The organism is Streptomyces sp. NBC_01454, from assembly GCF_036227565.1.
Lineage (GTDB): Bacteria > Actinomycetota > Actinomycetes > Streptomycetales > Streptomycetaceae > Streptomyces.
In genome coordinates this window covers 3,097,786-3,123,566 of the sequence record NZ_CP109460.1, presented here as the reverse complement: position 1 = coordinate 3,123,566, position 25,781 = coordinate 3,097,786, and the positions used below count along the sequence as shown (strand labels likewise).

Here is a 25,781-nt window from a genome sequence, read left to right as displayed (position 1 = left end):
GCGGCCTCCCGGCTCACCGGCCGCCCGCCCCTCCCGGGGCCCGTGATCAGCCGGTGAGCCGGACCGGCAGGACGTCGGTGCTGTTGCTGACGAAGCTCGGGTGCGGCGGCAGTTCGGCGTCCGGGACGGCGAGGTCCAGCGCCGGATAGCGGGTGAACAGCGCCTGGAGGGCCACGGTCGCCTCCAGCCGGGCCAGCGGCGCGCCCAGGCAGTAGTGCGGGCCGTGACCGAAGGCGAGGTGCCGGGCGGCGGGCCGCCGGGTGACGTCGAACCGGTCCGCGTCGGGGCCGTAGGCGTCCGGATCATGGCCGGCCGCCGAGTAGGAGGCCAGCATCGGGGTGCCGCGCGGGACGAGCGTGCCGCCGATCTCCAGGTCCCGCACGGGGTAGCGGAACGGGAAGTGGGCGACGGGGCTGTCGTAGCGCAGCGTCTCCTCGACGGCGTCGTCCCAGCTCGCCCGCCCGGCCAGGACCAGCTCCAGCTGGCCGCGGTCGGTGCACAGCGCCCGGACCGCGTTGGTGATCAGGTTCAGCGTGGTCTCGTGCCCGGCGATGATCATCAGCAGCAGGGTGCCGACCAGCTCCCGGGCGCTCAGCCGGTCACCGTCCGCCTCCTGGGCGGCGAGCAGCGCGCTGGTCAGATCGTCGCCGGGCTCCGCACGCCGGGCCTCGGCGACCTCCGTGAGGAGGGCGGTGATCTCACGGTTGGCGGCCAGCACCTCGGCCGCGGTGCCGGCCGTGCCCACGATCAGGTTCGACAGCTCGTGCAGCCGGTCGCGTAACGCGGCCGCCACGCCCAGCAGTTCGCAGATCACGTTCATCGGCAGCGGATAGGCGAAGTGCCGGCGCAGATCCACCGTGCCGTCGGCGTCCGCGGCCCGCGGCAGCGCGTCGAGCAGCCCGGCCGTCAGCTCCGCGATCCGGGGCCGCAGCGCCGCCACCCGCCGCCCGGTGAACACCTGGGTCACCAGGCCGCGCAGCCGCCGGTGGTTCGTCCCGTCGGCGGTCGTCATCCCCTCGATGACGGCGAAGAGGGTCAGCGGCCAGCCGGGCGGCACCGTGCCGTCGTGCAGGGCGGTGAAGTGGCAGGCGTTCTTGGCGACTTCGGGGTGCGTCAGCATCTCGCGCAGCACCTCGTGGCGGGTGACGGCGACCGCGGGCACCTCCCCGGGCAGCAGCACCGGCACCACCGCCCCGTCCTTACGCAGCCGTGCGTCGGCCGCGGCCCGGCCGGCGCCCCCGGGGGCGAGCCGGTGCGGCACCCGGCCGGACTGTGCGGGGCAGGCGGCACCGGCCGGGGGCGCGGGGCGGATGGCGTCGGTCATCGGCGGTCCTCACAGGTCGGGGCGGAGATCCGGGGCGGTGCACCGGCCCGCACGGGCGCGGACCACGACTGCACCGCCCACGATCCCAGCTCCCGCCCGCCCCGAACAGGCCGCCGCCGCGCCGCCGCAGGGCCGCCGCCGTCCCGTCCCCGCGGGCGCACCCCGCGGCCGCGCCGCCGGCTTGCGCCACCATGCGCCTCGCCCCCCTTGCGGACCTGAGACAATCGATGGCATGGCTCTCGATCACCCGCCCGCCCACCACCGCCCTCAGGGGGAATGACTCCGCCATGCAGCATCGTCCGCGTGTGCTCTCCGGCATCCAGCCCACCGCCGGCTCCTTCCACCTCGGTAACTACCTCGGTGCGGTACGCCAGTGGGTGGCCCTGCAGGAGTCCCACGACGCCTTCTACATGGTGGTCGACCTGCATGCGATCACCGTCCCGCAGGACCCGGCGGAACTGCGCCGCAACACCCGGGTCGCCGCCGCCCAGCTGCTGGCCGCCGGCCTCGATCCGGAGCGCTGCACGCTCTTCATCCAGAGCCATGTGCCCGAGCACGCCCAGCTCGGGTGGGTCATGAACTGTGTCACCGGCTTCGGTGAGGCGTCGCGGATGACCCAGTTCAAGGACAAGTCCGCCAAGCAGGGCGCGGACCGTACGACGGTGGGCCTGTTCACCTACCCCGTGCTGATGGTCGCCGACATCCTCCTCTACCAGGCCGACCAGGTCCCGGTGGGCGAGGACCAGCGCCAGCACCTGGAGCTGACCCGCGACCTCGCGGACCGCTTCAACACCCGCTACGGCGACACCTTCACGATCCCCAACCCGTACATCGTCAAGGAGACGGCGAAGATCTTCGATCTTCAGGACCCGTCGATCAAAATGAGCAAGTCCGCCTCCTCGCCCAAGGGCATCGTCGACCTCCTCGACGACCCCAAGGTCACCGCGAAGAAGGTCAAGAGCGCGGTGACCGACACCGACACGGTCATCCGCTTCGACCGCGAGGCCAAGCCGGGCGTCAGCAACCTCCTGACGATCCTCTCCACCCTCACCGGCACCGCCGTGCCGGACCTCGAGCGGTCCTACGAGGGCAAGATGTACGGCGCGCTCAAGACGGATCTGGCCGAGGTGATGGTCGATTTCGTCACACCGTTCCGCAACCGCACCCAGGAATACCTCGACGATCCCGAGACCCTGGACGCGATCCTGGCCAAGGGTGCGGAGAAGGCCCGCTCGGTCGCCGCCGAGACCCTCGCCACCACCTATGACCGGCTCGGACTGCTGTCGGCCAAGCACTGAGGGGACCGTCCGCGAGACGGTCCGGCTCCGGCCGCGCGAGCCGGCCGGAGCCCGGGAAATCCACCCCCGCGGGCGCCGGGGCCCGCTTGTCACAGGAGCCGGGGAGGCTCCCCGGGAAGGGCGCGTACCCGGCACACTGAGAAGGTGCGCGAGCGCGCCGCACACACGTCAGGAGGGAGAACGCAGTGGGGACCGTAACGCTGGGCGTTTCGATCGCGGTCCCGGAGCCTTACGGCAGCTTCCTCCAAAGGAAGCGCGAGGGCTTCGGGGACCCTGCCGCACCGGGCATCCCCACGCATATCACCCTCCTCCCGCCGACGGAGGTCGCCGCCGAGGCGCTGCCCGGCATCGAACGCCACCTCGCCGACGTCGCGGCCGGCTTCCGCCCCTTCCCGCTCCGCCTGCAGGGCACCGGCACCTTCCGCCCGCTCTCCCCGGTGGTCTACGTCAAGGTCGCCGAGGGCGAGGCGGGCTGCACCGCGCTGCAGGCCCGTATCCGCGCCGCCTCCGGCCCGTGCGCCCGCGAGCTGCAGTTCCCCTACCACCCGCACGTCACCGTCGCCCACGGCATCGCCGACGAGGCCATGGACCGCGCCCAGAGCGGCCTCCGGGACTTCTGCGCGACCTGGACCATCGGCGGCTTCGCGCTCTACGAGCAGGGCGCGGACGCGGTGTGGCGCCTGGAGCGGGAGTTCCCCTTCCCGCCGCAGACGGCCGGCGTACCGCGCCAGGCCGCCGATCTCTCCCGGCCGCCCGCGCCGTCCTGCTGACGCCCCTCGCCTGCGTTCAGCGCGTCAGCCGCCGGAAGACCGCCCGCGGCAGCTGCCGCACCACCGCCATCACCCAGCGCAGCACGCCCGGCACCCACACCAGTTCGGCGCGGCGCCGCAGCCCGTTCTCGATCGCCTCGGCGACCGCCTCCGGGCTGGTCGCCAGCGGCGCGGCGGGCAGGCCGGCGGTCATCTTGGTGCGGACGAAGCCGGGCCGGACGACCATGACATGCACCCCGGTGCCGTGCAGGGCGTCCCCCAGCCCCTGGGCGAAGGCGTCCAGACCCGCCTTGCTCGACCCGTAGAGGAAGTCCGTGCGGCGGGCGCGTTCGCCGGCCACCGCGGACAGCACCACCAGCGAGCCGTGGCCCTGCCGGCGCAGCGCCTGGCCGCAGATGAGGGCGGCGGAGACGGCGCCGGTGTAGTTGGTCTGGGCGACCCGGAGCGCCTGGGCCGCGGTCTGCTCGTCGCGCCGCTGGTCGCCGCGGACGCCGAAGGCCAGCAGCACCATGTCGAGATCGCCCTCGGCGAAGATCTTGCCGAGGGTCTCCTCGTGGCGGCCGGTGTCCAGCGCGTCGAAGGGCACGGTACGGACCTGGGTGCCCAGGGCGCGCAGCCGGTCGGCGGACTCCTCCAGCGCCGGGGTGGGGCGGCCGGCCAGCCAGACCGTGCGGGTGCGGTGGACGGCGAAGCGGGCCGCGGTGGCCAGGGCGATGTCGGAGGTGCCGCCCAGGATGAGCAGGGACTGCGGGATGCCGGAGGCGTCTTTCACGGGCGGATTCCTTTACGGGCCGAGGCGGCGGGGTACCGGCCGGGTGGCGGGCGCCGGGCGGGTCCGGGGGCGGGATCCGCTGCGGGGGACAGGACAGCACGGCAGCGACGGTAGCGCCGGGTATCCGCGGTTTCGCGGCGATCCGCTGCCCGTCCCCGCAGCCCCTCGCCGAAACGGGTGAGGAACGGTGTGGATGGGCTAACTGAGGGCCGGTGCGGGCCGGACGGGCGCCGCCGCGGCCGGGGGCCGCCGGGACGTAGCGTCACGGCACTTCCGGGGTACCCGGACGCTAGTGTTCCGGTCAGTCGGGGCACCGGCCGGAAGATTCAGCCCGGGCCGGCGGGCGCAGGGGCACGAGGGGACTGCCATGGACTGGTTGCGCACACTGCCGGTGATCGGCCCGATGATCGGCCCGGTCATCGACCGCCTGATGACCACTCACCTCTGGCACGCCTGGATGCGCATGCTCCGGGTGCACTGGACCCGGCTCGCCGCCGCGATCACCTTCACCAGCTTCGTCGCGCTCTTCCCGCTGCTCACCGTCGCCGCCGCGGTCGGCGCCGCCCTGCTCAGCGACGACCGGCTGCACACGCTCGAGGGCAAGCTCGCCGAACAGCTCCCCGGCCTCGCCGACCAGCTCGACATCGCCGGCCTCGTCGCCAACGCCACCACCGTCGGCCTGGTCGCCGGTGCCGTGCTGCTGCTCACCGGCATCGGCTGGGTCGACTCGCTGCGCGACTGCCTGCGCGCCGTGTGGGAGAAGCCCGACGAGGACATCAACTTCTTTCTCGGCAAGCTCCGGGACGGCGCGCTGCTGCTCGGGGTCGGCGGCGTCGCCGTGCTCTCCCTCGCCTGCTCGACCTTCGCGTCCGCCGCGGTGGGCAAGGTGGCCGAGGTGATCGGCCTGCCGGAGGGCGGGGTCGGCAGCATCCTGCTCTCGGCCGCCGGTTTCGTCATCGCCGTCCTCGCGGACTTCCTGCTGCTGGCCTACATACTGACCAGGCTCGCCGGCGTCCATCCGCCCAGGCGCTCCGTCGTGGTCGCCGGACTCCTCGGCGCGATCGGCTTCGAAGTGCTCAAGCTGCTGCTCAGCGGCTATCTCCAGGGCGTCGCCGCCCGCAGCATGTACGGCGCCTTCGGCACCCCGATCGCGCTGCTGCTGTGGATCAACTTCACCGCGAAGCTGCTGGTGTACTGCGCTTCCTGGACGGCCACCGAGGCGGAGAAGCACACGGTGGGCGAGGAACTCAAGGTGCCGGAGGGGCCGGACGGGCCCCCGGGGCAGGAACGGCCGGACGGGCCGGAGGGCCGGGGCGGCCCGGAACACCCCCGGGCGACCTGACCCCGCCCGCCCCCGCGCCGGCCCGGCTGCCCGCTCCCGTCCGGCTGCCCGCCCCCGCGCCGGCCCGGCTGCCCGCTCCCGTCCGGCTGCCCGCTCCCGCCCGGCCCGGCTGCTCGCTCCCGCCCGGCCCAGCTGCTCGCTCCCGCCCGGCCCAGCTGCTCGCTCCCGCCCGGCCCACCCACGTCACCCGGCCCGGCGCCCGTTCACTTACGGGACCGGCGCCCCCGCGTCCGCTCCGGCAGCGGCCGGCGGCGGTGCACGACGAACGCCACCGCGCCCAGCAGCGCCAGGGTCCCGCCGGCGATGCCCACCGCGGTCCAGGCGCCGCCCGTCCCGTCGGAGGTGTTCAGAGCGGCCTGGGTGTTGTCGTTCGCGCCCTTCTTGTCCTTGGGGCCCACGGCGCCCGTGCCGTCGTCCTCGCTGCGGGGGCCGACGAGCCGGCCGACCGGCTCCACCTTGTCGGCCGCCGCGAAGCCCCAGTCGAGCAGCTTGGCGGCCTCCCGGTAGCCCTCGTTGTGCTCGCGCTTCTCCGGGTGCATGACCGTGACGAGCAGCTTGCGGTCACCGCGCTGGGCAACACCCGTGAAGGTGGATCCGGCGTTGGTGGTGGAGCCGTTCTTCACCCCCGCGATCCCCGGGTACGGCTTCATGTCGAAGTCGCCGCTGAGCAGCCGGTTGGTGTTCTGGATGCCGAACGAGGCCCGCTTGCCGTTCTTGCCCTTGTCACCGGGGAACTGCGCGCTGGCCGTCGAGCAGTACTCGCGGAAATCGGCGTTCTGCAGGCCCGCCCGGGCGAACAGGCTCAGGTCGTACGCGCTGGAGACCTGGCCCGGCGCGTCATAGCCGTCCGGCGTCACCACATGCGTGTCGGTGGCGTTCAGCTCCTTCGCCCGCTGCTGCATCTGCGTGACGGTGGCCTTCGTCCCGCCGTTCATCGCCGACAGCGTGTGCACCGCGTCGTTGCCGGACCGCAGGAAGACCCCCAGCCACAGGTCGTGGACCGTGTAGCTCAGGTTCTCCTTTATCCCCACCAGGCTGCTGCCGATGCCCATGCCCGCCAGGTCCGCCGGCTTGACCGTGTGCTTCTGGTCCTTCGGGAACTTCGGGAGCACGGTGTCGGCGAACAGCATCTTCAGCGTGCTGGCCGGCGCGAGCCGCCAGTGCGGGTTCTTGGCGGCCAGCACCTTGCCGGTCTCCGCGTCGGAGACGATCCAGGAACGGGCCGTCAGCGTGTCCGGCCCCGGCAGCTTGGGGGCACCGGGCTTCGGCGCCACCTGGACGCCGGCCGTCCCCATCCGGTCCCCGCCGATCTTCGACATCTTCGCCGGCGGAGCGGGAGCCTTCGGGTCGGCGTACGCGGTGCCGGCCAGCAGTGGCGAGGCCACCAGTCCGGAGACGGCCAGCGCGGCGGCGGTACGCAGGGGGAAGCCGTGACGCGCCGCGCGCCCCGCGCCGCCGGACGCGGCGGCCGATGAGGGCAGGGCGGTGGGAGCGGTGGAAGCCGTGGAGGCACTAAAGGTCGTCGGCACGTCGGTGAACGTACCCGGCTTTACCCGCGACGCCGACAGCACCCCACGGAAGAGTGCCCCTGCCGACCGCCGGATGGAGCCGCTGCCCATACTGGGATCTATGAAGCTCACTCGCCCCGTGTCCTGGTTCCTGCTCGCCTTCGGGGTGTGGAGCTGGTTCATCTGGATCACTTTCGTCAAAAACCTCTGGCAGGACGGGAGCGGTCTCGCCTTCGACGACGCGGGTGACCCGACCGCCTACTTCTGGGTCCATCTGCTGCTCGCGGTGGTGTCCTTTCTCTTGGGGACGGTGATTGGCGTGATCGGGTTCCGCGGTGTCCGTGCGCTGCGCCGCGAGACCCCCGACCACGCCGCTGACCAGCCCGTCCCCCCTTCCCCGCCCGCCTCCTGAGCCACCGGAACGGGAGCCGCCGTGCTCTTCGCGCTGATCGTGGTCCCGGTGCTCGGACTGTTCCTCGGCGTGCACCGCTATCTGTGGTGCCGGCTGGTCCGTGACACCACGAAACCGGGCGGCCGGCTCCGCCGTGCGGGCACCGCCGCCGCCTTCGTCCTCCCGCTGACCGCCCTCGCCGCCCTGCTGTCCGGCCGGGCCGGCGCCCCCTTCCCCGTCCAGCAGGCACTGGCCTGGCCCGGCTACCTGTGGCTGGCCATGGTGCTCTATCTCACACTGGCGCTGCTGGCCGGAGAGGTGGTCCGTGCGCTGGGACTCCGGGCCCTCCGCCACCACGAGCCCACGGAACCCGACCCCCCGGCCACCGCTCCCGCGCCCCCTTCCCCCACACCTCCTCCCTCACCCACACCGCCCACCTCTCCCACCCTCCTCCCGCCCGGCACATCCGCCCTGCCGCCGCCCCCGACCCCGCCCCGTCGGCTCTTCCTCGCCCGGGCGGTCGCCGCCGGCGCCTCCCTGGCCACCACGGCCGCCGTCGGATACGGCACCGCGACGACCCTGCGCGGCCCGGTGGTGAAGCGCGTGACGATCCCGCTGGCCAAACTGCCGCGCGCCGCCCACGGCTACCGCATCGCCGTCGTCAGCGACATCCACCTCGGCCCGATCCTCGGCCGCGCCCACACCCGGCGCGTCGTCGCCGCCGTCAACAGCACCACCCCCGACCTGGTGGCCATCGTCGGCGACCTGGTCGACGGCAGCGTCGCCGACCTCGGACCGGCCGCCGAGCCGCTGCGCGACCTGCGCTCCCGGCACGGCGCCTTCTTCGTCACCGGAAACCACGAGTACTACTCGGGCGCCGACCAATGGGTCGACCACGTACGCGAACTGGGTATCCATCCGCTGGAGAACGCCCGGACCGAACTCCCCGGCTTCGACCTCGCCGGCGTCAACGACATCACCGGCCAGACCGAACAGGCGGGCCCGGACTACGACCGTGCCCTCACTGGCCGGGACCCGGCCCGCGCCGTCGTCCTGATGGCCCATCAGCCGGTCACCATCCACGACACCGTCCACTTCGGGGTCGACCTCCAGCTCTCCGGCCACACCCACGGCGGCCAGATGTGGCCCTTCACCTACGTCGCCGCCGCCACCAACCCCACCGTCGCCGGCCTCCAGCGCTACGGCGACACGCAGCTCTACGTCACCCGCGGCGCCGGCGCCTGGGGACCACCGGTACGCCTGGGAGCCCCACCGGACATCACGGTCGTCGAACTCGCCTCGCTCCACGCGTGATCGCTACGGTGATCACCGAACGGATCGGTTGCGCCGCGAAGGTAACAACCGCTCTACAAACTGCGGCGCCATCCCGCGTTAATCCGGACAGATCATGACTTTCGATCTTGCAGCGGCAGGGGCCAACTCCCTAGTATTTATTGACTTCATATTGTCCTTGGCGTGACGGCTTTGCGGGGCGGTGCGAGCGGGACGAGCGGGGAACGGGGAGAGCGGTAATGAGCGAGCGGTTCAAGGTCGACCTCGACGAACTGGACGGCGTGGTACGCCAGCTCCGGCGCCTGCGGGCCGATATGGATGAACCCAGCCAGAAGGTGAAATACAGCACCACCATCCCGAAGTCGGCATTCGGCGTCGATTTCCTGGAGGCGGGGAAACTCGCCAAGGCCCATGACGGCATGCAGGAGTACATGTCGCAGGTCATCAATGCGCTCCAGGACCTCATCCACCAGTTCGGCGAGAAGACGGAAGCCAGCCGGGGTGCGTACGAGGACCAGGAGCACGAGACCAAGACGTCGATGAACGGCTGAGCGGCCGCGGGATGCACGGAAGAGAGACGGAGCCGCAGATGAAGGGGGGCCTGCATGGTTGACGCCAAGCAGGAGTACGACAACGCCAAGGCGATGGAGCAGCAGCGCAAGAACCACGAGCGGGACGAGCGGCTGAAGTCGTTCAAGGGGCAGCATCTGACCCCCCGTTCACCCTCCGACTTCCATCACCACGGCATCAACGCACTCCGCGCAATGATCGCCAACGCCAACCCCGAGGCGATCGAGACCTCCGGCCAGCACTGGCGCGCCTCCGCCGACCGCCTCGCCGGCGAGGACGGCCAGGGCGGCATCCGCAAGGGCTTCATGGACGCCGTCGAGCATGCCACGGCGCACTGGGAGGGCTCGGCGGCCCAGGCCTTCCGCCGGCAGGCCGGCAAGGTCCTGGAGAAGATCGACCGGACCTACCAGCACTCCCGCAACGTCGAGTCCACGCTCATCGGTTCGCGCGCCTCGGGACCGGAGGTCGGCGTCGCGCACAATCTGCGCCAGGCCAAGCAGACCATGTCCAAGATCCATGACCCGGGCATGGTCGACCGGGCCACGGACGAAAAGGGCGACGACAGCCAGTTCAAGCAGGACATGCAGAACCCGAAGATGGACACCCGCATGGCACTGGAGCTCAACCGGGACAACCTGTCCCTGAGCAAGGAGCGCCAGGTCGAGGCGGTCATCGTGATGGATGAGCTGGCGGCGCATTACGAGGGGCAGGGCAAGCGGCTCAACGAGGGGGTCGAGCCGGGCGGCCCCGGGGACGACTGGCCGAAGCCCGCGTCCTCGTCCCCGCCGCCGCCTCCGGTGCGGATGCCCGTGATCGGCGGCAGCCACCCGAAGACGTCGTCGTCGGACTCGGGCACGCACAACGGTGCGGGGGGCCACGCCGTCCCGAAGGGCTTCGACAGCCCCCACCACCTGGTGCGGCCCGAAGTGCCGGTGACGACCGGGCTGGACAGCGTGCAGGGCGGCACCCTCGCTCCGCCGTCGGCCGGCGGCGGTATCAGTGGTGGCACGGCGGGTGCGGGGCACGGCATGCCCGGCGGCTCGGGCGGCGGATTCTCCGGTGGTGGGCTGGCGTCCGGGGCGATCGGCGCGGCAGGAGCCATCGGAGCCGGCGGTATGCGCGGTGGCGGTATGCCGGGCGCCGGCCTCGGTGCGGGCAAGGCCGGTGCGGCCGGGCGCGGCGGTCCGCAGGCGCGTACCCGTGGCGGCCTGGTCGGCAAGCCGGGCGGCCCGGCGGGCGGCGCCAAGCAGGGCGGCTCGGGGCTGCACCGCAGCCGCGGCGGCAACCAGGCGGGCACGGGTGCCGCCGGAGCCAAGGGCAAGGACAAGAAGGGCAAGGAGCGCACCACCGGGCAGCGTCCCGACTACCTCGTCGAGGACGAGGAGACCTGGACGCCCGAACGTCAGGTGGCCCCTCGCGTCATCGAGTAGGCCGACGTAACGTCGCATGCGGCCAATGAGGCATGGCCCCGCACCCCCCGGGTGTGCGGGGCCTTTTCTCAGGCGGAACAATGCCGCCCGGAGCACAGCAAGAAGGAGCGAGGATGAGGGTCACCCGAACACTGCGCGCGACGGCGGGTGCTGCGCTGACCGGAGCGCTGCTGCTGGCTGCGGGCGGTACCGCCTCCGCGGATCAAGTACGCAAGGATCTGTGGCCGTTGGAGGCGTTCGGGGCCCAGCAGCTCTGGAAGGACGCCACGGGCAAGGGCGTGACGGTGGCCGTGCTCGACAGCGGCTTCCGGGAGACGCACCAGGACCTCAAGGGCCAGTTCCTTCCCGGCCCGGACTTCGGAAAGGCCACGGAGGCCGAGGGCGCCAAGCACCTTTCCGCCCATGAGGACATCCGGGACCACGGCACCGCCATGGCCGGAATCATCGCGGGGCACGGACACGGCCCGAACGGTTCCCAAGGCGTCAAGGGGTTGGCACCGGACGCGAAGATTCTGCCCGTCCCGGAGTACAAGAACAGCGGCCAGGCCACCCGATGGGCCGCGGACCACGGTGCGGACGTCATCAACATGTCCTATGGAGGGGACATGGAGGGTGACATGTGCGAGTCCATCCAGTACGCCCTGAAGAGGGGCGCCGTGGTCGTGGCCGCCGTGGGCAACGATGGCTGGTCCCAGAAGAGCTATCCGGTGGGCTGCAAGGGTGCGATCGGCGTCGGGTCGGTCGACGAGTACGGCGAGGCCTCCGACGACAACAACTACAACTCGGACATGGATCTGCTCGCGCCCGGAGTGAAGGTTCCCGTGGCGATGGGCAAGAGCGACTCCGACTACCGCACGTCCGCAGACGGCAGCTCGGCCGCCTCCGCGTATGTCTCCGCCGCCGCGGCCCTCCTCAAGCAGAAGTTCCCCGACCTCACTCCCGGCCAGATCGCCAACCGTCTCGTGAAGACCGCCGGACTGGCGCAGGCCGAGAAGGACAAGCACCTCAAGCTCCCGGACGCCCACTACGGCTACGGCTTCATCCAGCCCGGCCCGGCCCTCCGGCGCACCATCCAGGCCGGCCCGGCGCAGGGCCCGCTGCCGATGCCGGACGCCAAGGCGTCGTCCCAGAACGCCGCCGACAAGGGCTTCGACCCCAACCCGCCCATGGGCGGCAAGCAAGCGATCATGCTCTACGGCGGCATCGCCCTCGGCGTCCTCCTCGTCGCCGGCGTCATCATCGCCATCGTGGTCTCCGTCCGCCGCCGCAAGAACAGCAGCCATCAGGCCTGGGGCTGAGCCGCACGGCATACCCGGGCGGCGGGCGTTTGTCGCGGGAAAAAATCAGGCGACGCCACCCCCGCCGTCCGGCTAGTTTCCCAGGTCATGGACCCCGTAGGTGAAAAAGCAATACGTGCCTCCTTCGTGAATTGCTCGAAGGGCGAGGCGAGCAGGATGCATCTGCCGTTGGGGCTGGCCGGGCTCCCCTGGGATGACCTGGATTTTCTGGGGTGGCGTGATCCGGGGGCGCCGGACCGGAGTTATCTGGTCGCGCCGCGGGGGGACGGGCTCGTCGGGGTGACCCTGCGGGTGCCGCAGGGGGTGCGGCGGAGCTTCACCAAGACGGCGGTGTGTTCGGTCTGTGTGACCGGGCACCCGGGATCTGGTGTCAGCCTGCTTGCCGCGCGCCGGGCCGGCGCCCTGGGGAGGCAGGGGAACACCGTCGGTACGTATCTGTGCGCCGACCTTGCCTGTTCCCTCTACGTCCGGGGGCGCAAGCGCTCACAGCTCGCCGGGCGCCACGAGGAGACGCTCCCGCTGGAGGACCGGATCGCCCGCACCGTGCGCAACCTGGACGCCTTTCTGGACAAGGTGCTGGAGGGCGAGGGCAAGTAGGAGCGGAACGGAATGGGGGAGGGCAGGTAGCCTTCCCCTTCCCCTTCCCCTTCCCCTTCCCCTTCCCCTTCCCCTTCCCCTTCCCCTTCCCCTGCCGCGGTGTCAGGGGTGTTGAAAGACGACCTCGGGGTTGGCGGCGGACGGGCCGTCCAGCAGGGGACGGTGCAGTCCGCGCAACTGCTGGTCGAAGAAGGCGCTGACATAGTCCCGGGTGATCTCGCCGGAGCGCTTGCCGGAGATCGGGGCCGTGGGGTCGGTGACGCCGATCTGTGCGGCCAGTACCGGCAGGTCGATGAAGGTGAAGTGGCCGGCATCGCGCACTGTGAGCCAGCGCTTCCAGCCGTCCAGCTTCTTCCAGCCACGCAGGTGAGGTCCGCGCTGTGATGCCTCTCCGGCGCCCACCATCACTGACGACACCTTTCGTGCGCCCACGACCACTGACGACACCCTTCTGCGCCGGCGCTCCCCATATCCCCTTCACAGCCCGTGCCGCGCGAGGAACTCCTGAATCATGCTCTGCCACTCCTGCGGGTGCTCGACCATGGGCAGATGTCCCGTGGCGATCTTGGCGTACGCGGCGCCGGGGATGTGGTCCGCCAGGTACCGGGAGTGGGAGGGGTGCACCAGCGGGTCCAGGGTGGTGGCGATGACCAGGGTCGGGACCGTGATGCCGGGCAGGTCGGCCGTGGTGTCCAAGGTGCGGACGAGCGCGGCCTGTTCGGCCGAGCCGCTGGGCGGGAGGGACGGGTCCGGGTCCAGTACGGCGGCCAGTTCGGCGGGCAGCAGGGCGTTGAAGCGCTCGGGGGCGAGGCTGCTGAGGGCCCGGGCCTGGGCGAAACCCACATGGTCCGCCCGCTCCAGGAGGTGCAGAAACAGGTCCATCCACACCGTCGTACGGGCGTCCGCGCGGGCGAGTCCCGCGGTCAGCACGAGGCCGCGGACCCGCTCGGGGTGCCGCGCGGCGGCGCGTACGGCGACGGCCGTGCCCATCGAGTAGCCGATCACGGTGAAGGTCTCCAGACCGGCCCCGGTGGCCGCGGCCACCACGGCGTCGGCCAGTGCGTCCAGTTCCAGCGGGCCGGTGGCACGCGGGGAGTCACCGGACCCCGGGTAGTCGGGCGCCACCACGTGATGGCCGGAGGCCGACAGCGCGGGGATGAGGCCGCCGTAGTTGCCCTTGACGCTCCCGGTCGCGCCGTGTGCCAGCAGGATGCCGGGGCCGGTGGGGTCGCCCGCGACCGCGGTGGAGAGGGGCGGAAAGGGGACGGGAGCCGGGGGAGGTCCGGCGGGAATCTGCGTCATGGGAGAGAGGTTGCACCTTGACGCCGGTGTGAAGGTCAAGTCGACGGCCGACGAAAGCCTGCCACGGTGCGATCGGCAACGTCCGGAAAGCGTACGTATCGGCATGTCATGCATCGGCGCAACGTGTAGCAACACGTGGCAACACGACACGAATCAATGAGAATCGACCGGGAGGGGGACCGCATGCGAATCGGCGAGCTCGCGCGGCATACGGGAGTCAGTACGCGAGCCCTGCGCTACTACGAGCAGCGGGGGCTGCTCCGCGCTCAGCGGGACGCCAACGGCTACCGGCGCTACGACGACGAGGAAGCGGTGGAGATCGTCGGCCGGATTCGGGAGCTTCTCGCCACGGGGCTCAATACGGACGACATCCGCACCTTGTTGCCCTGCGCCCAGGGTGGGCCCGGCCTGACGCCCTGCGCGCTCTCCTGCGGCATCGTCGAACGGCAGATGATCCAACTCGACGCGGAGATAGCCGACTTGTCCCGACGGCGCGCCGCGCTCGGGGCGTATGCGCAGGTCATGCGGGAGCGCCGGGCGGAGGACGAGGCACTGGCGACCAGGGCGCTGCGGTCGGCCTGACGGCGGTGGGCGAAACCCCCGGGCGGAGGGCCGGATGCTACCGGCCGGTTCCGCTTGCCACCATCCACCCGCCGGACAGATCCTCGTGTCGGCATGGCTCGGGAAGTGGCGCAGAAGCAGGGGGACATGTGCTCAGGGTGCATTTCACGGCGCAGGATCTGGCACGTACGCGTCTGGCCGACGGGGCCGACCCGCTGTGGGAGACGGTGCTGAGCCTGCACAGCCTGCGGCTGCGCCGGCACGAGCCGGCGCTGGCGGCCTGGCGGCAGCACGCCGTGCGGCACGGGCCGGGGCCGCTGCGAACGCTGTTCGAACTGGTCCCGACGTACGGGTACTTCCCCGACTTCCTCACGCCGTCCGCGTCCCAGTACGGGGTCGAGCCCGGTCTGGAGGCCGTGATGAGCACCCCGCGGCAGCGGCTGCGGACCGAGCTGACGCGGTTGTCGGGGCACCGGGCGCTGCCGGGGTGGGCCCGCGGCATCGGCGAGGGCGAGCCGGCCGCACTGCGCCGGCTCGCGGGCAGTCTGCGGACCTACCACCATCTCGCGGTGGCGCCGGCCTGGTCGCGGATCGCCCAACGGGTCGGCGCGGACCGGGAGGTGCGCCGGCACGCCCTGGTCCAGTCGGGGGCGGAGGCCATGCTGGGGACGTTCGGCCCGCTGATGCGGTGGCGGCCGCCGGTGCTGGAGGTGGACTACCCGGTGGAGCGGGAGCTGCATCTCCAGGGGCGGGGCCTGGTCTTCGTCCCCTCGTACTTCTCCTGTGACCACCCGCTGGCGCTGGTGGACGACGCGCTGCCGCCGGTGCTCGTGTACCCGGCGCGGGAGACGGCGGACGGGCAGGCCGAAGGGCCCCGCCCCCGGTGGTACGGAGGCGAGGCCCTTCGGGAGGTACCGGTGCTGTTCGGCGGCCGGGGCGGGGCCCGGAGCGCCGCCGGAATCAGAAGCGGCGGGTGATCAGCGCGCGCTTCACTTCCTGGATGGCCTTGGTGACCTCGATACCGCGCGGGCAGGCGTCCGTGCAGTTGAAGGTCGTCCGGCAGCGCCAGACGCCGTCCTTGTCGTTGAGGATCTCCAGGCGCTGCTCGCCGCCCTCGTCGCGCGAGTCGAAGATGAAGCGGTGCGCGTTGACGATCGCCGCCGGGCCGAAGTACTGGCCGTCGTTCCAGAACACCGGGCACGAGGACGTGCAGGCGGCGCACAGGATGCACTTGGTGGTGTCGTCGAAGCGCTCACGGTCCTCGGCGGACTGCCGGCGCTCACGGGTCGGCTCGTTGCCGGTCGTGATCAGGAAGGGCATCACATCGCGGTAGGCCTGGAAGAAGGGCTCCATGTCGACGACAAGGTCCTTCATCACGGTCAGGCCCTTGATGGCCTCGACCGTGATCGGCTTCTCCGGGTTGATGTCCTTGATCAGCGTCTTGCAGGCGAGACGGTTGCGGCCGTTGATGCGCATGGCGTCCGAGCCGCAGATGCCGTGGGCGCAGGAACGACGGAAGGTCAGCGTCCCGTCCTGCTCCCACTTGATCTTGTGGAGGGCGTCCAGGACGCGCTCCTTCGGGTCGATCTCCAGCTGGAAGTCCTCCCAGCCGGCGTCCTCCGAGACCTCCGGGTTGAACCGGCGGATCCGGAAGGTGACCGTGATCAGATGCGCGGCACCGTCCTCGGCCGCGTCCAGCGCGGCGGAGTGCTTGTCGAGAGTCGGGGTGCTCATCAGTACTTACGCTCCATCGGCTGGTAGCGGGTCTGCACGACCGGCTTGTAGTCGAGGCGGATCGACTCGGTGCCGTCTGCGCCCACCTCGCGGTACGCCATGGTGTGCCGCATGAAGTTGACGTCGTCGCGGTTGGGGAAGTCCTCGCGGTAGTGACCGCCGCGGGACTCCTTGCGGGCCAGCGCGGAGACCGCCATGACCTCGGCCAGGTCGAGGAGGTTGCCCAGCTCGATGGCCTCCAGCAGGTCGGTGTTGAACCGCTTGCCCTTGTCCTGGACGGACACGTTCAGGTAGCGCTCGCGCAGCTCGCCGATCTTCTCGACCGCGGTCTTGATCGTCTGCTCGGTGCGGAACACCATCACGTTGGCGTCCATGGTCTCCTGGAGCTCCTTGCGGATCTCGGTGACCCGCTCGCTGCCCGTGGAGTTGCGCAGCCGCTCGACCTGGTCGATGACCTGCTGCGCCGGGTCCTCGGGCAGCTCGACGAAGTCGGCCGTGGCCGAGTACTCCGCCGCCGCGATGCCGGCCCGGCGCCCGAAGACGTTGATGTCCAGCAGCGAGTTGGTGCCCAGGCGGTTGGCGCCGTGCACGGAGACACAGGCCACCTCGCCGGCCGCGTACAGGCCCGGCACGACGGTGGTGTTGTCCCTCAGGACCTCACCCTCGACGTTGGTGGGGATGCCGCCCATGGCGTAGTGCGCGGTCGGCTGGATCGGGATCGGGTCCGTGTAGGGCTCGATGCCGAGGTAGGTCCGCGCGAACTCGGTGATGTCCGGGAGCTTGGCGTCCAGCTGCTCGGGCGGCAGGTGGGTCAGGTCCAGGTAGACGTGGTCGCCGTCGGGACCGCAGCCGCGGCCCTCGCGGATCTCCGTGTAGATGGAGCGCGACACCACATCGCGACTCGCGAGGTCCTTCATGACGGGCGCGTACTTCTCCATGAAGCGCTCGCCGTCCTTGTTGCGGAGGATGCCGCCCTCACCACGGGCGCCCTCCGTCAGCAGGATGCCCATGCGCCAGATGCCCGTCGGGTGGAACTGGAAGAACTCCATGTCCTCCAGCGGCAGCCCGCGGCGGTAGGCGGCGGCCTGGCCGTCACCGGTCAGGGTGTGCGCGTTGGAGGTCACCTTGAAGAACTTGCCGGTGCCGCCGGAAGCGAAGATGATCGACTTCGCCTGGAAGACGTGGATCTCGCCGGTGGCCAGCTCGTACGCGACGACGCCCGCGGACTTCTTGACGCCGTCGACGTCCTGGAGCAGCAGGTCGAGCACGTAGAACTCGTTGAAGAACTCCACGCCCTCCTTGACGCAGTTCTGATACAGCGTCTGGAGGATCATGTGGCCGGTGCGGTCCGAGGCGTAGCAGGACCGGCGGACCGGGGCCTCACCGTGGTTACGGGAGTGACCGCCGAAGCGGCGCTGGTCGATCGTGCCGTCCGGCGTGCGGTTGAACGGCAGGCCCATCTTCTCCAGGTCGAGGACCGAGTCGATGGCCTCCTTCGCGAGGATCTCGGCGGCGTCCTGGTCGACCAGGTAGTCGCCACCCTTGATCGTGTCGAAGGTGTGCCACTCCCAGTTGTCCTCCTCGACGTTCGCGAGGGCGGCGGCCATACCGCCCTGAGCGGCGCCGGTGTGGGACCGGGTCGGGTACAGCTTCGTCAGGACCGCGGTGCGGCTGCGCTTGGTCGACTCGATGGCCGCACGCATGCCCGCGCCGCCGGCGCCGACGATGACGGTGTCGTACTTGTGGATCTTCATGGTTCCAGTCAGCCCCGGCTTCAGGAGATGTTCGGGTCGAAGGTGAAGATCACCAGCGTGCCCAGAAGGACGGTGAACACCGTCGCGGTGTACAGCAGCATCTTCAGCCAGAATCGGGTGTTGTCCCGCTGCGCGTAGTCGTTGATGACCGTACGCAGGCCGTTGGCGCCGTGCAGCATGGCCAGCCACAGCATCAGCAGGTCCCAGACCTGCCAGAACGGCGAGGCCCAGCGGCCGGCGACGAACGCGAAACCGATCTTGGAGACGCCGCCGTCGAGGACCAGCTGGATCAGCAGGTGACCCAGGACCAGGACGACCAGCACGATGCCGGACAGCCGCATGAACAGCCAGGCCTGCATCTCGAAGTTGCCGCGGGAAGCGCTCCCGGTCTTCTTGGTGCGCTTGCGCGGCGGCTCGATGACCGGAGCGGGATTGTCCACGTCGTAGAGCGTGACGCCGTCGGACGCGCCCGCTGCGGTGGCCTCAGCGGAGGTGGTTTCAGCAGACATCTCGCGTCAGCTCCCGAACAGCGTGCGCAGGGTGTGCTGCAGCACGGGGTAGAAGGCACCGGCCATCAGCACGACCCAGACGCCGACAACGGTCCACAGCATCTGCTTCTGGTACTTCGGGCCCTTCGACCAGAAGTCCACCGCGATGACCCGCAGGCCGTTGAGTGCGTGGAAGAGGATGGCGGCCACCAGGCCGTACTCCATCACGTTGACGATCGGCGTCTTGTATGTCGCAACGACGTTGTCGTACGCCTCGGGGGAGACGCGTACGAGAGCGGTGTCGAGGACGTGTACGAACAGGAAGAAGAAGATGAGGACGCCGGTGACTCGATGAGCCACCCAGGACCACATGCCTTCCCGGCCGCGGTACAGCGTTCCAGCCGGCACGGAAAAACCCTCCGGGAGCGGGGATTGGGGCGCCAGCCGGCTTCTCTGTCGGTCGGGCCCGGCCGGGTACGGTCCTCCGGCCGCTCGTCATCGTATCGACGAGCTGTCGGTTCCTCGCGCGGGGGTCCTTAGGTGTGATCAAACAGGCACCCAACGGGCTATCACACCAGTGAGAACCGGGATGTTCCCGGACAGAGGTGATGATTCGCTACGGCGTGGCGCCCAGCAGCCGCCTCAGCCGGCCGCGGGCCAGCCGGCGCAGCTCGTCCGCGGTGACCGCCCGCTCCTCGTCCGCCTCGTTGCCCAGCCGGGTGCGGAGGGCGGACAGCACCTGGTCGAGCAGCTCGTCGTCCCGATAGCCGTCCAGGCAGATGACGAACACATGGCGAAAGCGGCGCTCGTATTCGGCGTGCGCGGCGCGCAGCGCGGTGTGGGCGGCGAGCGTGCCGGGGCCGCGGGCGCCGACGAGGGGCTGCGGGGAGAGCGACTCCTCGGCGAGCGCCTCACCCAGCTCGGCCGGGTTCAGGTCGTAGCAGGCCTCGTCCGAGGCGGCGAGCAGGGACTCCACGTCTGGGTACGGGCGGTGCGCGGCGACCCGCTCGGCCCAACGGCGGCTGCCGCAGCAGCGCAGGAGCACGGCGAGGTTGTCGTCCAGGGGCAGGCTGTTGAAGCGGGCGAGCCCGAGGCCCTCGGGACGGGGGCGCGGCAGCGCGGTGCCGCGGACCCACGACGATATGCCGCCCCAGGGGGTGTGCGGCGGGGGCAGCGTCGGCGGCCGGGCGGCCGGGGTGTCACCGGACAGCGTGGGCTCCTCGGACGGATGCGAATGGAGGGTTTCGACGGGTGCGGGGCGGGCTGCTGAAGGAAGCTGGGGAGAAGCGGACCGAAGCCGGGACGCGGACGAAGCGGCGGAGGGTGTGACGGTGGTGCGTGGGACACGACACCCCGGCGGTATCCGGCGGTTCCTGGAGAGCCCTGTGAAGGGGGTGACCACTGGAGACGCCACGCTAACGACGCTTGTCGACCACTGTCCGACGGATGCGCGAATTTCACCCGGATGAGAGAGCTTTCGCGCGTTCAGTGGACGACCGGCTCCGCACACCTGGCAATGCCTTCGCCCCGAAAAGTGAGGATTGCACGATGTCGAACCCGATGTGGCCGCCGCGCACCCCGCGGCCCTCGGCCTCCCGCCGCCCCAGGACGAGCATGCGCAGCGTCCCCGCCCGGTCCGCCCTGCCGGCCGCCGCGCTCACCGGTGCGCTGCTGCTCGCCGGCTGCTCCGGTGGCGGCGACGCCGAGCCGCCCGGCAGTACCAGCGCCAAGATGAACCCCTCCGCGGCGGCCACCCCGAGCTGGGCACCGGTGACCGGATCTCCGCAGGTCATCCCCGCCGTCCGCAGCTTCCGCCGGGCCGATGGACGCGGCTGGCGCCCGTCCCGCGGGGCTCGTGTCGTCGTGCCGGCCGGCGAGAAGAGCAATGTCGCCGACGAGGCCCAGCGGCTGGCCAAGGACCTCGGCGGGCTGCCCGTCGTCTACGGCGGTCAGACGGTGCGGCCGGGTGACATCGAGGTGAAGCTGAGCGGAAAGAACACGGCGAACCAGCCGGACAACGTGCCCGTCCGCAGCACCGCCGACGAGGCCTACACCCTCACCGCCAGCGGGACCCGGCTCACTCTCACGGCCCCCACCGACGCCGGAATCTTCTACGGCACCCGCACCGTCAAGCAGGCCGTACGCGCCGCCGGCGGACTCCCCGAGGGCACCATCGAGGACCGGCCCGACCGTCCGCAGCGCGGCATGTCGCTGGACAACGCCCGCAAGCCGTTCACCCAGGACTGGATCGACGCGCGGCTGCGGGAGATCGCCGACCTCAAGCTCAACCAGTTCCAGCTGCACTTCTCCGACGACCAGGGCTTCCGCATCCAGAGCGACACCCACCCCGAGGTCGTCTCCGCCGACCATCTGACCAAGGCCCAGGTCCGCCAGATCATCGCGCTGGCCCGGAGCCTGCACATCTCCGTCGTCCCGGAGCTGGACTCGCCCGGCCATCTGGGCGCGGTGCTGGACCACTATCCCGATCTGCTGCTGCGCAACGCCCAGGGCCGGGTGATCCCCGGCGCGATCGACATCTCCAACCCCAAGGCCGCCCCGCTGATCGACTCGCTGCTGAAGGAAATGAGCGAGCTGTTCACCAACCCCAAGGGCGCCCCGGCCTACTGGCACCTGGGCGGTGACGAGTACCAGGCGCTGATGTCGTCCTCCCCGTCCACCTCGTATCCGCAGCTGGCGCGGGCCGCCCGGCAGAAGTACGGCTCGGCCGGCACCGTCGAGGACCTGACGACCGGCTGGCTCAACGACCGGCAGAAGACCGTGGAGGCCAAGGGCAAGAACCGCATCGAGGCCTGGAACGACGGATTCTTCTCCAGCCCGGCGGCGTCCGCCGACAAGAACCGGATGGTCGACTACTGGACCGGCAAGGAGATCGGCAAGCGTGATCCCGCGTCGTTCCTGCGCGAGGGCCGCAACGTCATGAACTTCAACGACGAGTACCTCTACTACGTCCTCGGCGAGCCCAACCAGTTCACGTATCCGACCGGCCAGCGGATCTACCAGAGCTGGACCCCGATGGTCATCCGCGGCACCCAGCCGGTGGCGGTGCCCGCGAGCATGACCGGCCCGGACCGGATCCCCGGGGCGCGCTTCGCGATCTGGTGCGACCGGTCCCAGGCGCAGACGGCGCAGCAGGTGGCCGCCGGCATCCGGCTGCCGCTGGCGGCACTGGCGCAGAAGACCTGGGATCCGGGGACGCCCGCGCTGTCCTGGACGCAATTCCAGGCGCTGGCCAACCGGGTGTGAATCAGGTGAGAGAACTCAGCGCACGCAGCGCACGCAGCGCACGCAGCGCGAACGAGGACGGCCGAGGCCGCCAGCTCTGGCCCTTCTGTTGCCATACAGGGCATGTGAACAGGCGTTTTGTCGTACGAATGCAGGTTCTTGCTTTCCGCCTGGATCGGCCTTTATCCAGGTGTGTCTGACGGCTCCTGGCCGCTGTTGGTCACGCGTTGGCCACGTGCCAGCCGTCGGGCCGGCCTTTGCGGGCTGTCGCGCCAGAAGTGGATATCTCGCTGGTGCGACAGCCCGCATGGAGGCCCAGGAGTACGGAATGCAGGACGGGGCAGTGATAAGCGCCGTCAACGCCCCGGGGAGGTCGCGAGGCCAGAACAGGTCCGGACCGGGTAGTGACTGATGTCTGTTACGTGGACAGAGCGGCGTGATGGAGTGTCAACCGCAACCTCGGAGTGGGCGCGACCAAGCCCACATCGAGGACCACGGGGAAGTTTTTGGGGGGAACTCATGCGGATCAATGCATCCCGCATAGTGAAGGCTGCGGTGACGAGCGCTGTCGCCGCATCAGCGCTCGTCATTCCGACGGCAAATTCCGCGACGGCTGCAACGCCTTCGAGCCACGCGAGCGGGGTCGCTGTCAACAGCATCGACGCAACGTGCAAGCACCACAGTCGCAATTACGTCGTGCGGAACTACTACCGGGGACCTGCCCACTACACACTGCGCTGTGGCACCAAGACGTGGGGCTGGAAGCACATGAAGGCGGGCCACGGCTGGAACGCGACCATGGGCAAGTACATCAGCGCAGCCATCTGGTCCGGTGCTCCAAACGGGCGAGGCGGCTACTGCACCTACACCCGGTCATGCCCGAGTTACGAGAAATTCCGTACCATCATCGGCACTCCTGCCGGCAAGGCATGACGGCCCAAACGCCGACTGAGCAGGCTCTGGCCTGTTCTTACACCACCGGCGATGGGGAAGTCAGGTTCAACGTCACTGAACTTTCGGTCGATCATCGACCGGATCGAAGTGTGACCTTGACGTACTGGCTCACTGTGGAAAGGCAAGGGCTCAAGGAAGAGCATTGGGAATTCACTCTTCCTTGGGATGACAAGTCTTTTCTGGATGTGCTCACCTCGCCCTCCCCGGACCCCGAACGACTTCAGCAACTCGTGCATATTGTTCGTGTATTGCTGGAGGAATGGTGGGACACCAAGCGGCATAATCGAAAGTCGGCGAAGAGGGGACGCCAACGTCCCTGAGCCGCCGAAGTTCTATCGGCTCGGTCGCGGCACCTTCTCATTCATGGGAGGTCCTGCGACCGGGTCATCTCATTGTGGGGAGACGGCTCTGCCTGTTCGTCGCGTGGTGGACGCTTATACGTCACAGGACATGTCTCGACTGGCGGTTTCAGGGCTCGCAGGGTGATGGCCGGATCCCGCCGCCTCCGCCGCTCTGACCAGCTCTGCGAGGCTCAGGCGGTTGGTCACGCGTGGGTCGCGTTGGTCACCGACTCTGCGCAACGTCCCAGGTCAGAGCGCTAAAAGCGAAAGGACGGCCGGGGCCGCCACCCCCCACAGGAGAGGCCCCGGCCGTCGTTCGCGAAGGGCCGTGACGGCCCCCTACCCGGTACAGCGCCGAACGGCCCGAAAGCGTCACACGGGGTGTGGGCCACCGAACCGCCAGTGGTCTGGACGAGCCCCGGGGCAGCGCCGTAATCTGCCCATCCGTGCAGGTGAGCGTGGACTTCGTACGGCTTTCCGGCGGCGGTGGACAGGCCGTCCGCCCCGGGGGTTCGTGGCGCCTGCGGGCGTGCCCCGGGCGGGCGCTCCGGCCGCCGGGGGCTTACCGGCGTCCGGCACCATCCGGCGGACGGTGCCGCCCCTCCCGGGTTCGGCACCGGGCGGCCCACGCGTTACGGTCTGCGGGAACATCCCGGTTACCGGGGGTTCCCGGCCGGCGGCGGCAGCAGCCGGCAGTGCAGCCACGGTGCCCGGTGGTTGTGGCCGGGCGGAGCGACAGTGCAGCAAGGACCGGGCGGCGGACATTCCGCGTGCGACAGGATGGACCCGTGCGAGGGGACGACATTCAGCCGGACGACCGTCGGCTGACGGTGGCCGTGCAGGCGGCGCAGGCCGGCGACGAGGCGGCGTTCCGTACCGTCTACCGCGCCGTGCATCCCCGACTACTGGGATATGTGCGGACTTTGGTGAGCGAACCGGACGTTGAGGACGTCACCTCGGAAGCCTGGCTGCAGATCACCCGCGACCTCGCGCGCTTCAACGGCGACGCCGACCGCTTCCGCGGCTGGGCCGCCCGCATCGCCCGCAACCGTGCCCTGGACCACATCCGGATGCGCGGCCGCCGCCCGGCGACCGGCGGCGACGAGAGCGAACTCGCCGACACCCCCGCCGCGTCCGACACCGCGGGCGAGGCGATGGAAGCCCTCGGCACCGGCCGCACCATGCGGCTGATAGCCCGGCTGCCGCAGGACCAGGCCGAGGCCGTGGTGCTGCGGGTGGTGGTCGGACTCGACGCCAAGAGCGCCGCGCAGGTGCTCGGCAAACGGCCCGGCGCGGTGCGCACCGCCGCACACCGCGGGCTGCGACGGCTCGCCGAACTGATCGGCGAAGCATCCGGCGGCAGCCGGGACACACCGCAGGACAGCATGTGGGACGAGCGTCCCGACGGCGGCGAAGAAGGCGCCGAGCACGACGGAAGTGCCCCCACCGGCCGGGCCGCACGGCGGCCGCGGGGAGGGGGCGGGACGGTGAGTGAGGTGCCCGTACAGGGGCGAAGACGCCGCGACGGCGTGGCGGAATCGTACGTACCAGGTGTGACGGAAACGGCCGCACGAACGCAGAAGGACATGTGATGGCCGACGACCGCTACAACTGGCTCGACAAGGACGCCGCGGAGCGATTGCTGCGTGGTGAACGGGTCGGTGCCCGGCACGGCGACGGCGCACGCGAACTCGAACAGCTCCTCCAGGCCGCCGCCGCGGTCGGCGCCAAGGCGCCGGAAACGGTCGAGCTGCCCGGGGAGGAGGCCGCCGTCGCCGCGTTCCGCCGGACCGCCGGCGCCGCCGCCGGAGCCCACACCCGCAGCCACGGCAGCGGCGAGGCGTTCCCGGCCGGGCGCGGCACCGCCGTCGCCGAACGCACCCGGCTCGGACGCCCCGTGCGGCGCGGCTTCGCGGTCGCCCTCGCCGCCTGCGCCATCGGCGGCGTCGCCGTCGCGGCCGGCACCGGCGTGCTGCCCACCCCCTTCCGCGGGGGCGAGCCCCAGCCCGCCTCCAGCGTCTCGGCCGCCGAATCGCCCGGCCCGCTCGACACCCCCGAGCCCGGCGCCCAGACCGACGGCACCACGGAAAGCACCCCCGACCCCACCCCGCACGGGAAAACGGGCGGCCCCGGTGACACCTCCGCGCCCAGCAGCCCCGGCGACACCACGCCCCCCAGCAGCACCCCCGGCCCCGGACACCAGGGCAACGGCGGCACCGGCGCGAACCCCGGGAAGGGTGACAAGAAGAACCTCCTGCTCTCGCTGTGCCAGAGCTACGCGTCCGGCAAGCGGGGCGGCATGGACCGCGACGCGCTGCGCCGCCTCGAACAGAAGGCCGGCGGGGCGGACCAGGTGCTCGCCTTCTGCCGCGCCTACCTGGCCCGCTACCAGCACCCCGGCAGTTCCGGCGGCGGCAGCGGCCTCGGCACCACCACCGGCGGCACCGGCTCGACCAGCGGCGTCACCGGCGGCGAGGACGACGAAGGTCACCCCTCCCAGTCGCCCGGTGCCACCCCGAGCCCCGGCACGTCCACCCCCGCCCCCTCGCCGACCGCCACGGATCCCGTGAACGCGGCAACCGGCGCGGCCCCCGCCACGTAGGTGTGACGTTTTTCGAACCGGTGACGCAGTAGTGAGTGAAGCCGACTGGTCATCGGCTGCGCGAGGAGCCGGGGTTCCCCCCGTACCCACGGCTCAGCGCATCTGGCGCGGGCGGGGCACGTTCCCCCGGCCCTGCCCGCGCCCTTCTCTTGCGCCCGAGCCGGCGCCCTTCCTTTGCGCCCGAGCCGGCGCCCTTCCTTTGCGCCCGA

Annotated in this window: 25 protein-coding genes and 1 pseudogene; 16 read left to right on the top strand and 10 right to left on the bottom strand. The window is 70.9% G+C overall.

Going from position 1 to position 25,781, the window contains the following annotated elements:
* Window positions 1–46: 46 nt before the first annotated feature.
* Window positions 47–1,324 carry a cytochrome P450 family protein gene (locus tag OIU81_RS13580; protein WP_329147478.1) on the bottom strand — a complete coding sequence of 426 codons (1,278 nt, stop codon included), beginning with the start codon at window positions 1,322–1,324 and terminating at the stop codon, window positions 47–49.
* A gap of 287 nt (window positions 1,325–1,611) precedes the next feature.
* Here OIU81_RS13580 and trpS point away from each other — a divergent pair, with 287 nt between their 5' ends.
* Both trpS and OIU81_RS13570 read left to right on the top strand, forming a co-directional pair.
* Complete coding sequence (gene trpS, locus OIU81_RS13575; RefSeq protein WP_329147476.1) at window positions 1,612–2,622, top strand: tryptophan--tRNA ligase; 1,011 nt, start codon at window positions 1,612–1,614, stop codon at window positions 2,620–2,622.
* A gap of 185 nt (window positions 2,623–2,807) precedes the next feature.
* Window positions 2,808–3,392 (top strand): 2'-5' RNA ligase family protein, encoded by a 585-nt coding sequence (locus OIU81_RS13570; protein WP_329147474.1) that lies wholly within the window; start codon window positions 2,808–2,810, stop codon window positions 3,390–3,392.
* 16 nt (window positions 3,393–3,408) lie between these two features.
* On the opposite strand, the gene OIU81_RS13565 is transcribed toward OIU81_RS13570, so the two are convergent.
* Window positions 3,409–4,164, bottom strand: a complete 756-nt coding sequence (locus OIU81_RS13565) for a decaprenylphospho-beta-D-erythro-pentofuranosid-2-ulose 2-reductase (RefSeq protein WP_329147472.1) — start codon at window positions 4,162–4,164, stop codon at window positions 3,409–3,411.
* Between the two features lie 367 nt (window positions 4,165–4,531).
* On the opposite strand from OIU81_RS13565, the gene OIU81_RS13560 reads away from it, so the two are divergent.
* Window positions 4,532–5,506 carry a YihY/virulence factor BrkB family protein gene (locus OIU81_RS13560; RefSeq protein WP_329147470.1) on the top strand — a complete coding sequence of 325 codons (975 nt, stop codon included), beginning with the start codon at window positions 4,532–4,534 and terminating at the stop codon, window positions 5,504–5,506.
* 203 nt (window positions 5,507–5,709) lie between these two features.
* On the opposite strand, the gene OIU81_RS13555 is transcribed toward OIU81_RS13560, so the two are convergent.
* On the bottom strand, window positions 5,710–7,125 hold the full coding sequence (locus OIU81_RS13555) for a D-alanyl-D-alanine carboxypeptidase family protein (RefSeq protein WP_329155125.1): 1,416 nt from the start codon (window positions 7,123–7,125) through the stop codon (window positions 5,710–5,712).
* A 10-nt stretch (window positions 7,126–7,135) separates the two neighbouring features.
* On the opposite strand from OIU81_RS13555, the gene OIU81_RS13550 reads away from it, so the two are divergent.
* The 6 genes from OIU81_RS13550 (at window position 7,136) to OIU81_RS13525 (ending at window position 12,593) form a co-directional block, all read left to right on the top strand.
* Window positions 7,136–7,426, top strand: coding sequence for an SCO4848 family membrane protein (locus tag OIU81_RS13550; RefSeq protein ID WP_329147468.1), 291 nt, complete (start codon window positions 7,136–7,138; stop codon window positions 7,424–7,426).
* 21 nt (window positions 7,427–7,447) lie between these two features.
* The gene (locus OIU81_RS13545; RefSeq protein WP_329147466.1) at window positions 7,448–8,719 is read left to right on the top strand and encodes a metallophosphoesterase; all 1,272 of its coding nucleotides are present in this window, start codon (window positions 7,448–7,450) and stop codon (window positions 8,717–8,719) included.
* Between the two features lie 218 nt (window positions 8,720–8,937).
* Window positions 8,938–9,249: a hypothetical protein gene (locus OIU81_RS13540; protein WP_329147463.1), complete on the top strand. Its 312-nt coding sequence runs from the start codon at window positions 8,938–8,940 to the stop codon at window positions 9,247–9,249.
* Between the two features lie 54 nt (window positions 9,250–9,303).
* Window positions 9,304–10,698, top strand: a complete 1,395-nt coding sequence (locus tag OIU81_RS13535; protein ID WP_329147461.1) for a hypothetical protein — start codon at window positions 9,304–9,306, stop codon at window positions 10,696–10,698.
* 113 nt (window positions 10,699–10,811) lie between these two features.
* Window positions 10,812–11,996, top strand: a complete 1,185-nt coding sequence (locus OIU81_RS13530; protein WP_329147459.1) for a S8 family peptidase — start codon at window positions 10,812–10,814, stop codon at window positions 11,994–11,996.
* Window positions 11,997–12,083: 87 nt separating this feature from the next.
* Entirely contained in the window at window positions 12,084–12,593 is a 510-nt protein-coding gene (locus OIU81_RS13525) for an FBP domain-containing protein (protein ID WP_329147457.1), read from the top strand.
* Window positions 12,594–12,695: 102 nt separating this feature from the next.
* Here OIU81_RS13525 and OIU81_RS13520 read toward each other — a convergent pair.
* Together OIU81_RS13520 and OIU81_RS13515 are read right to left on the bottom strand one after the other, a co-directional pair.
* Window positions 12,696–12,956, bottom strand: a pseudogene (locus OIU81_RS13520) (alpha/beta hydrolase); the annotation flags it as partial.
* Between the two features lie 114 nt (window positions 12,957–13,070).
* Window positions 13,071–13,895, bottom strand: coding sequence for an alpha/beta fold hydrolase (locus OIU81_RS13515; protein WP_329147456.1), 825 nt, complete (start codon window positions 13,893–13,895; stop codon window positions 13,071–13,073).
* Between the two features lie 183 nt (window positions 13,896–14,078).
* Between OIU81_RS13515 and OIU81_RS13510 the strand changes: the two genes are divergently transcribed.
* Together OIU81_RS13510 and OIU81_RS13505 are read left to right on the top strand one after the other, a co-directional pair.
* A complete protein-coding gene (locus OIU81_RS13510) occupies window positions 14,079–14,477 on the top strand; it encodes a MerR family transcriptional regulator (protein ID WP_329147453.1) in 399 nt (132 codons plus the stop codon).
* Between the two features lie 128 nt (window positions 14,478–14,605).
* Complete coding sequence (locus tag OIU81_RS13505; protein ID WP_329147452.1) at window positions 14,606–15,433, top strand: DUF5937 family protein; 828 nt, start codon at window positions 14,606–14,608, stop codon at window positions 15,431–15,433.
* On the opposite strand, the gene OIU81_RS13500 is transcribed toward OIU81_RS13505, so the two are convergent.
* The 5 genes from OIU81_RS13500 to OIU81_RS13480 all read right to left on the bottom strand — a co-directional run bounded on the left by OIU81_RS13500 (window position 15,417) and on the right by OIU81_RS13480 (window position 19,576).
* Entirely contained in the window at window positions 15,417–16,190 is a 774-nt protein-coding gene (locus tag OIU81_RS13500; RefSeq protein ID WP_329147450.1) for a succinate dehydrogenase iron-sulfur subunit, read from the bottom strand. The genes OIU81_RS13505 and OIU81_RS13500 overlap by 17 nt on opposite strands.
* Window positions 16,190–17,944: a succinate dehydrogenase flavoprotein subunit gene (gene sdhA / locus OIU81_RS13495; RefSeq protein ID WP_329147448.1), complete on the bottom strand. Its 1,755-nt coding sequence runs from the start codon at window positions 17,942–17,944 to the stop codon at window positions 16,190–16,192. Before sdhA ends, OIU81_RS13500 begins: the two co-directional genes overlap by 1 nt.
* Before the next feature lie 20 nt (window positions 17,945–17,964).
* Entirely contained in the window at window positions 17,965–18,453 is a 489-nt protein-coding gene (locus OIU81_RS13490; RefSeq protein ID WP_329147446.1) for a succinate dehydrogenase hydrophobic membrane anchor subunit, read from the bottom strand.
* Window positions 18,454–18,459: 6 nt separating this feature from the next.
* Window positions 18,460–18,840 carry a succinate dehydrogenase, cytochrome b556 subunit gene (gene sdhC, locus OIU81_RS13485; protein WP_030066793.1) on the bottom strand — a complete coding sequence of 127 codons (381 nt, stop codon included), beginning with the start codon at window positions 18,838–18,840 and terminating at the stop codon, window positions 18,460–18,462.
* A gap of 208 nt (window positions 18,841–19,048) precedes the next feature.
* The gene (locus tag OIU81_RS13480) at window positions 19,049–19,576 is read right to left on the bottom strand and encodes a 2-oxo-4-hydroxy-4-carboxy-5-ureidoimidazoline decarboxylase (RefSeq protein ID WP_443074137.1); all 528 of its coding nucleotides are present in this window, start codon (window positions 19,574–19,576) and stop codon (window positions 19,049–19,051) included.
* A 404-nt stretch (window positions 19,577–19,980) separates the two neighbouring features.
* Here OIU81_RS13480 and OIU81_RS13475 point away from each other — a divergent pair, with 404 nt between their 5' ends.
* The 5 genes from OIU81_RS13475 (at window position 19,981) to OIU81_RS13455 (ending at window position 25,572) form a co-directional block, all read left to right on the top strand.
* On the top strand, window positions 19,981–21,696 hold the full coding sequence (locus OIU81_RS13475; RefSeq protein ID WP_329147444.1) for a beta-N-acetylhexosaminidase: 1,716 nt from the start codon (window positions 19,981–19,983) through the stop codon (window positions 21,694–21,696).
* A 498-nt stretch (window positions 21,697–22,194) separates the two neighbouring features.
* Window positions 22,195–22,608, top strand: coding sequence for a hypothetical protein (locus OIU81_RS13470; protein ID WP_329147442.1), 414 nt, complete (start codon window positions 22,195–22,197; stop codon window positions 22,606–22,608).
* Window positions 22,605–22,949, top strand: coding sequence for a hypothetical protein (locus OIU81_RS13465; protein WP_329147440.1), 345 nt, complete (start codon window positions 22,605–22,607; stop codon window positions 22,947–22,949). The genes OIU81_RS13470 and OIU81_RS13465 overlap by 4 nt, the downstream gene beginning before the upstream one ends.
* Before the next feature lie 809 nt (window positions 22,950–23,758).
* Window positions 23,759–24,562: an RNA polymerase sigma factor gene (locus OIU81_RS13460; RefSeq protein WP_443073984.1), complete on the top strand. Its 804-nt coding sequence runs from the start codon at window positions 23,759–23,761 to the stop codon at window positions 24,560–24,562.
* Window positions 24,562–25,572: a hypothetical protein gene (locus OIU81_RS13455; RefSeq protein ID WP_329147438.1), complete on the top strand. Its 1,011-nt coding sequence runs from the start codon at window positions 24,562–24,564 to the stop codon at window positions 25,570–25,572. The genes OIU81_RS13460 and OIU81_RS13455 overlap by 1 nt, the downstream gene beginning before the upstream one ends.
* The last annotated feature ends 209 nt before the right edge of the window (window positions 25,573–25,781 follow it).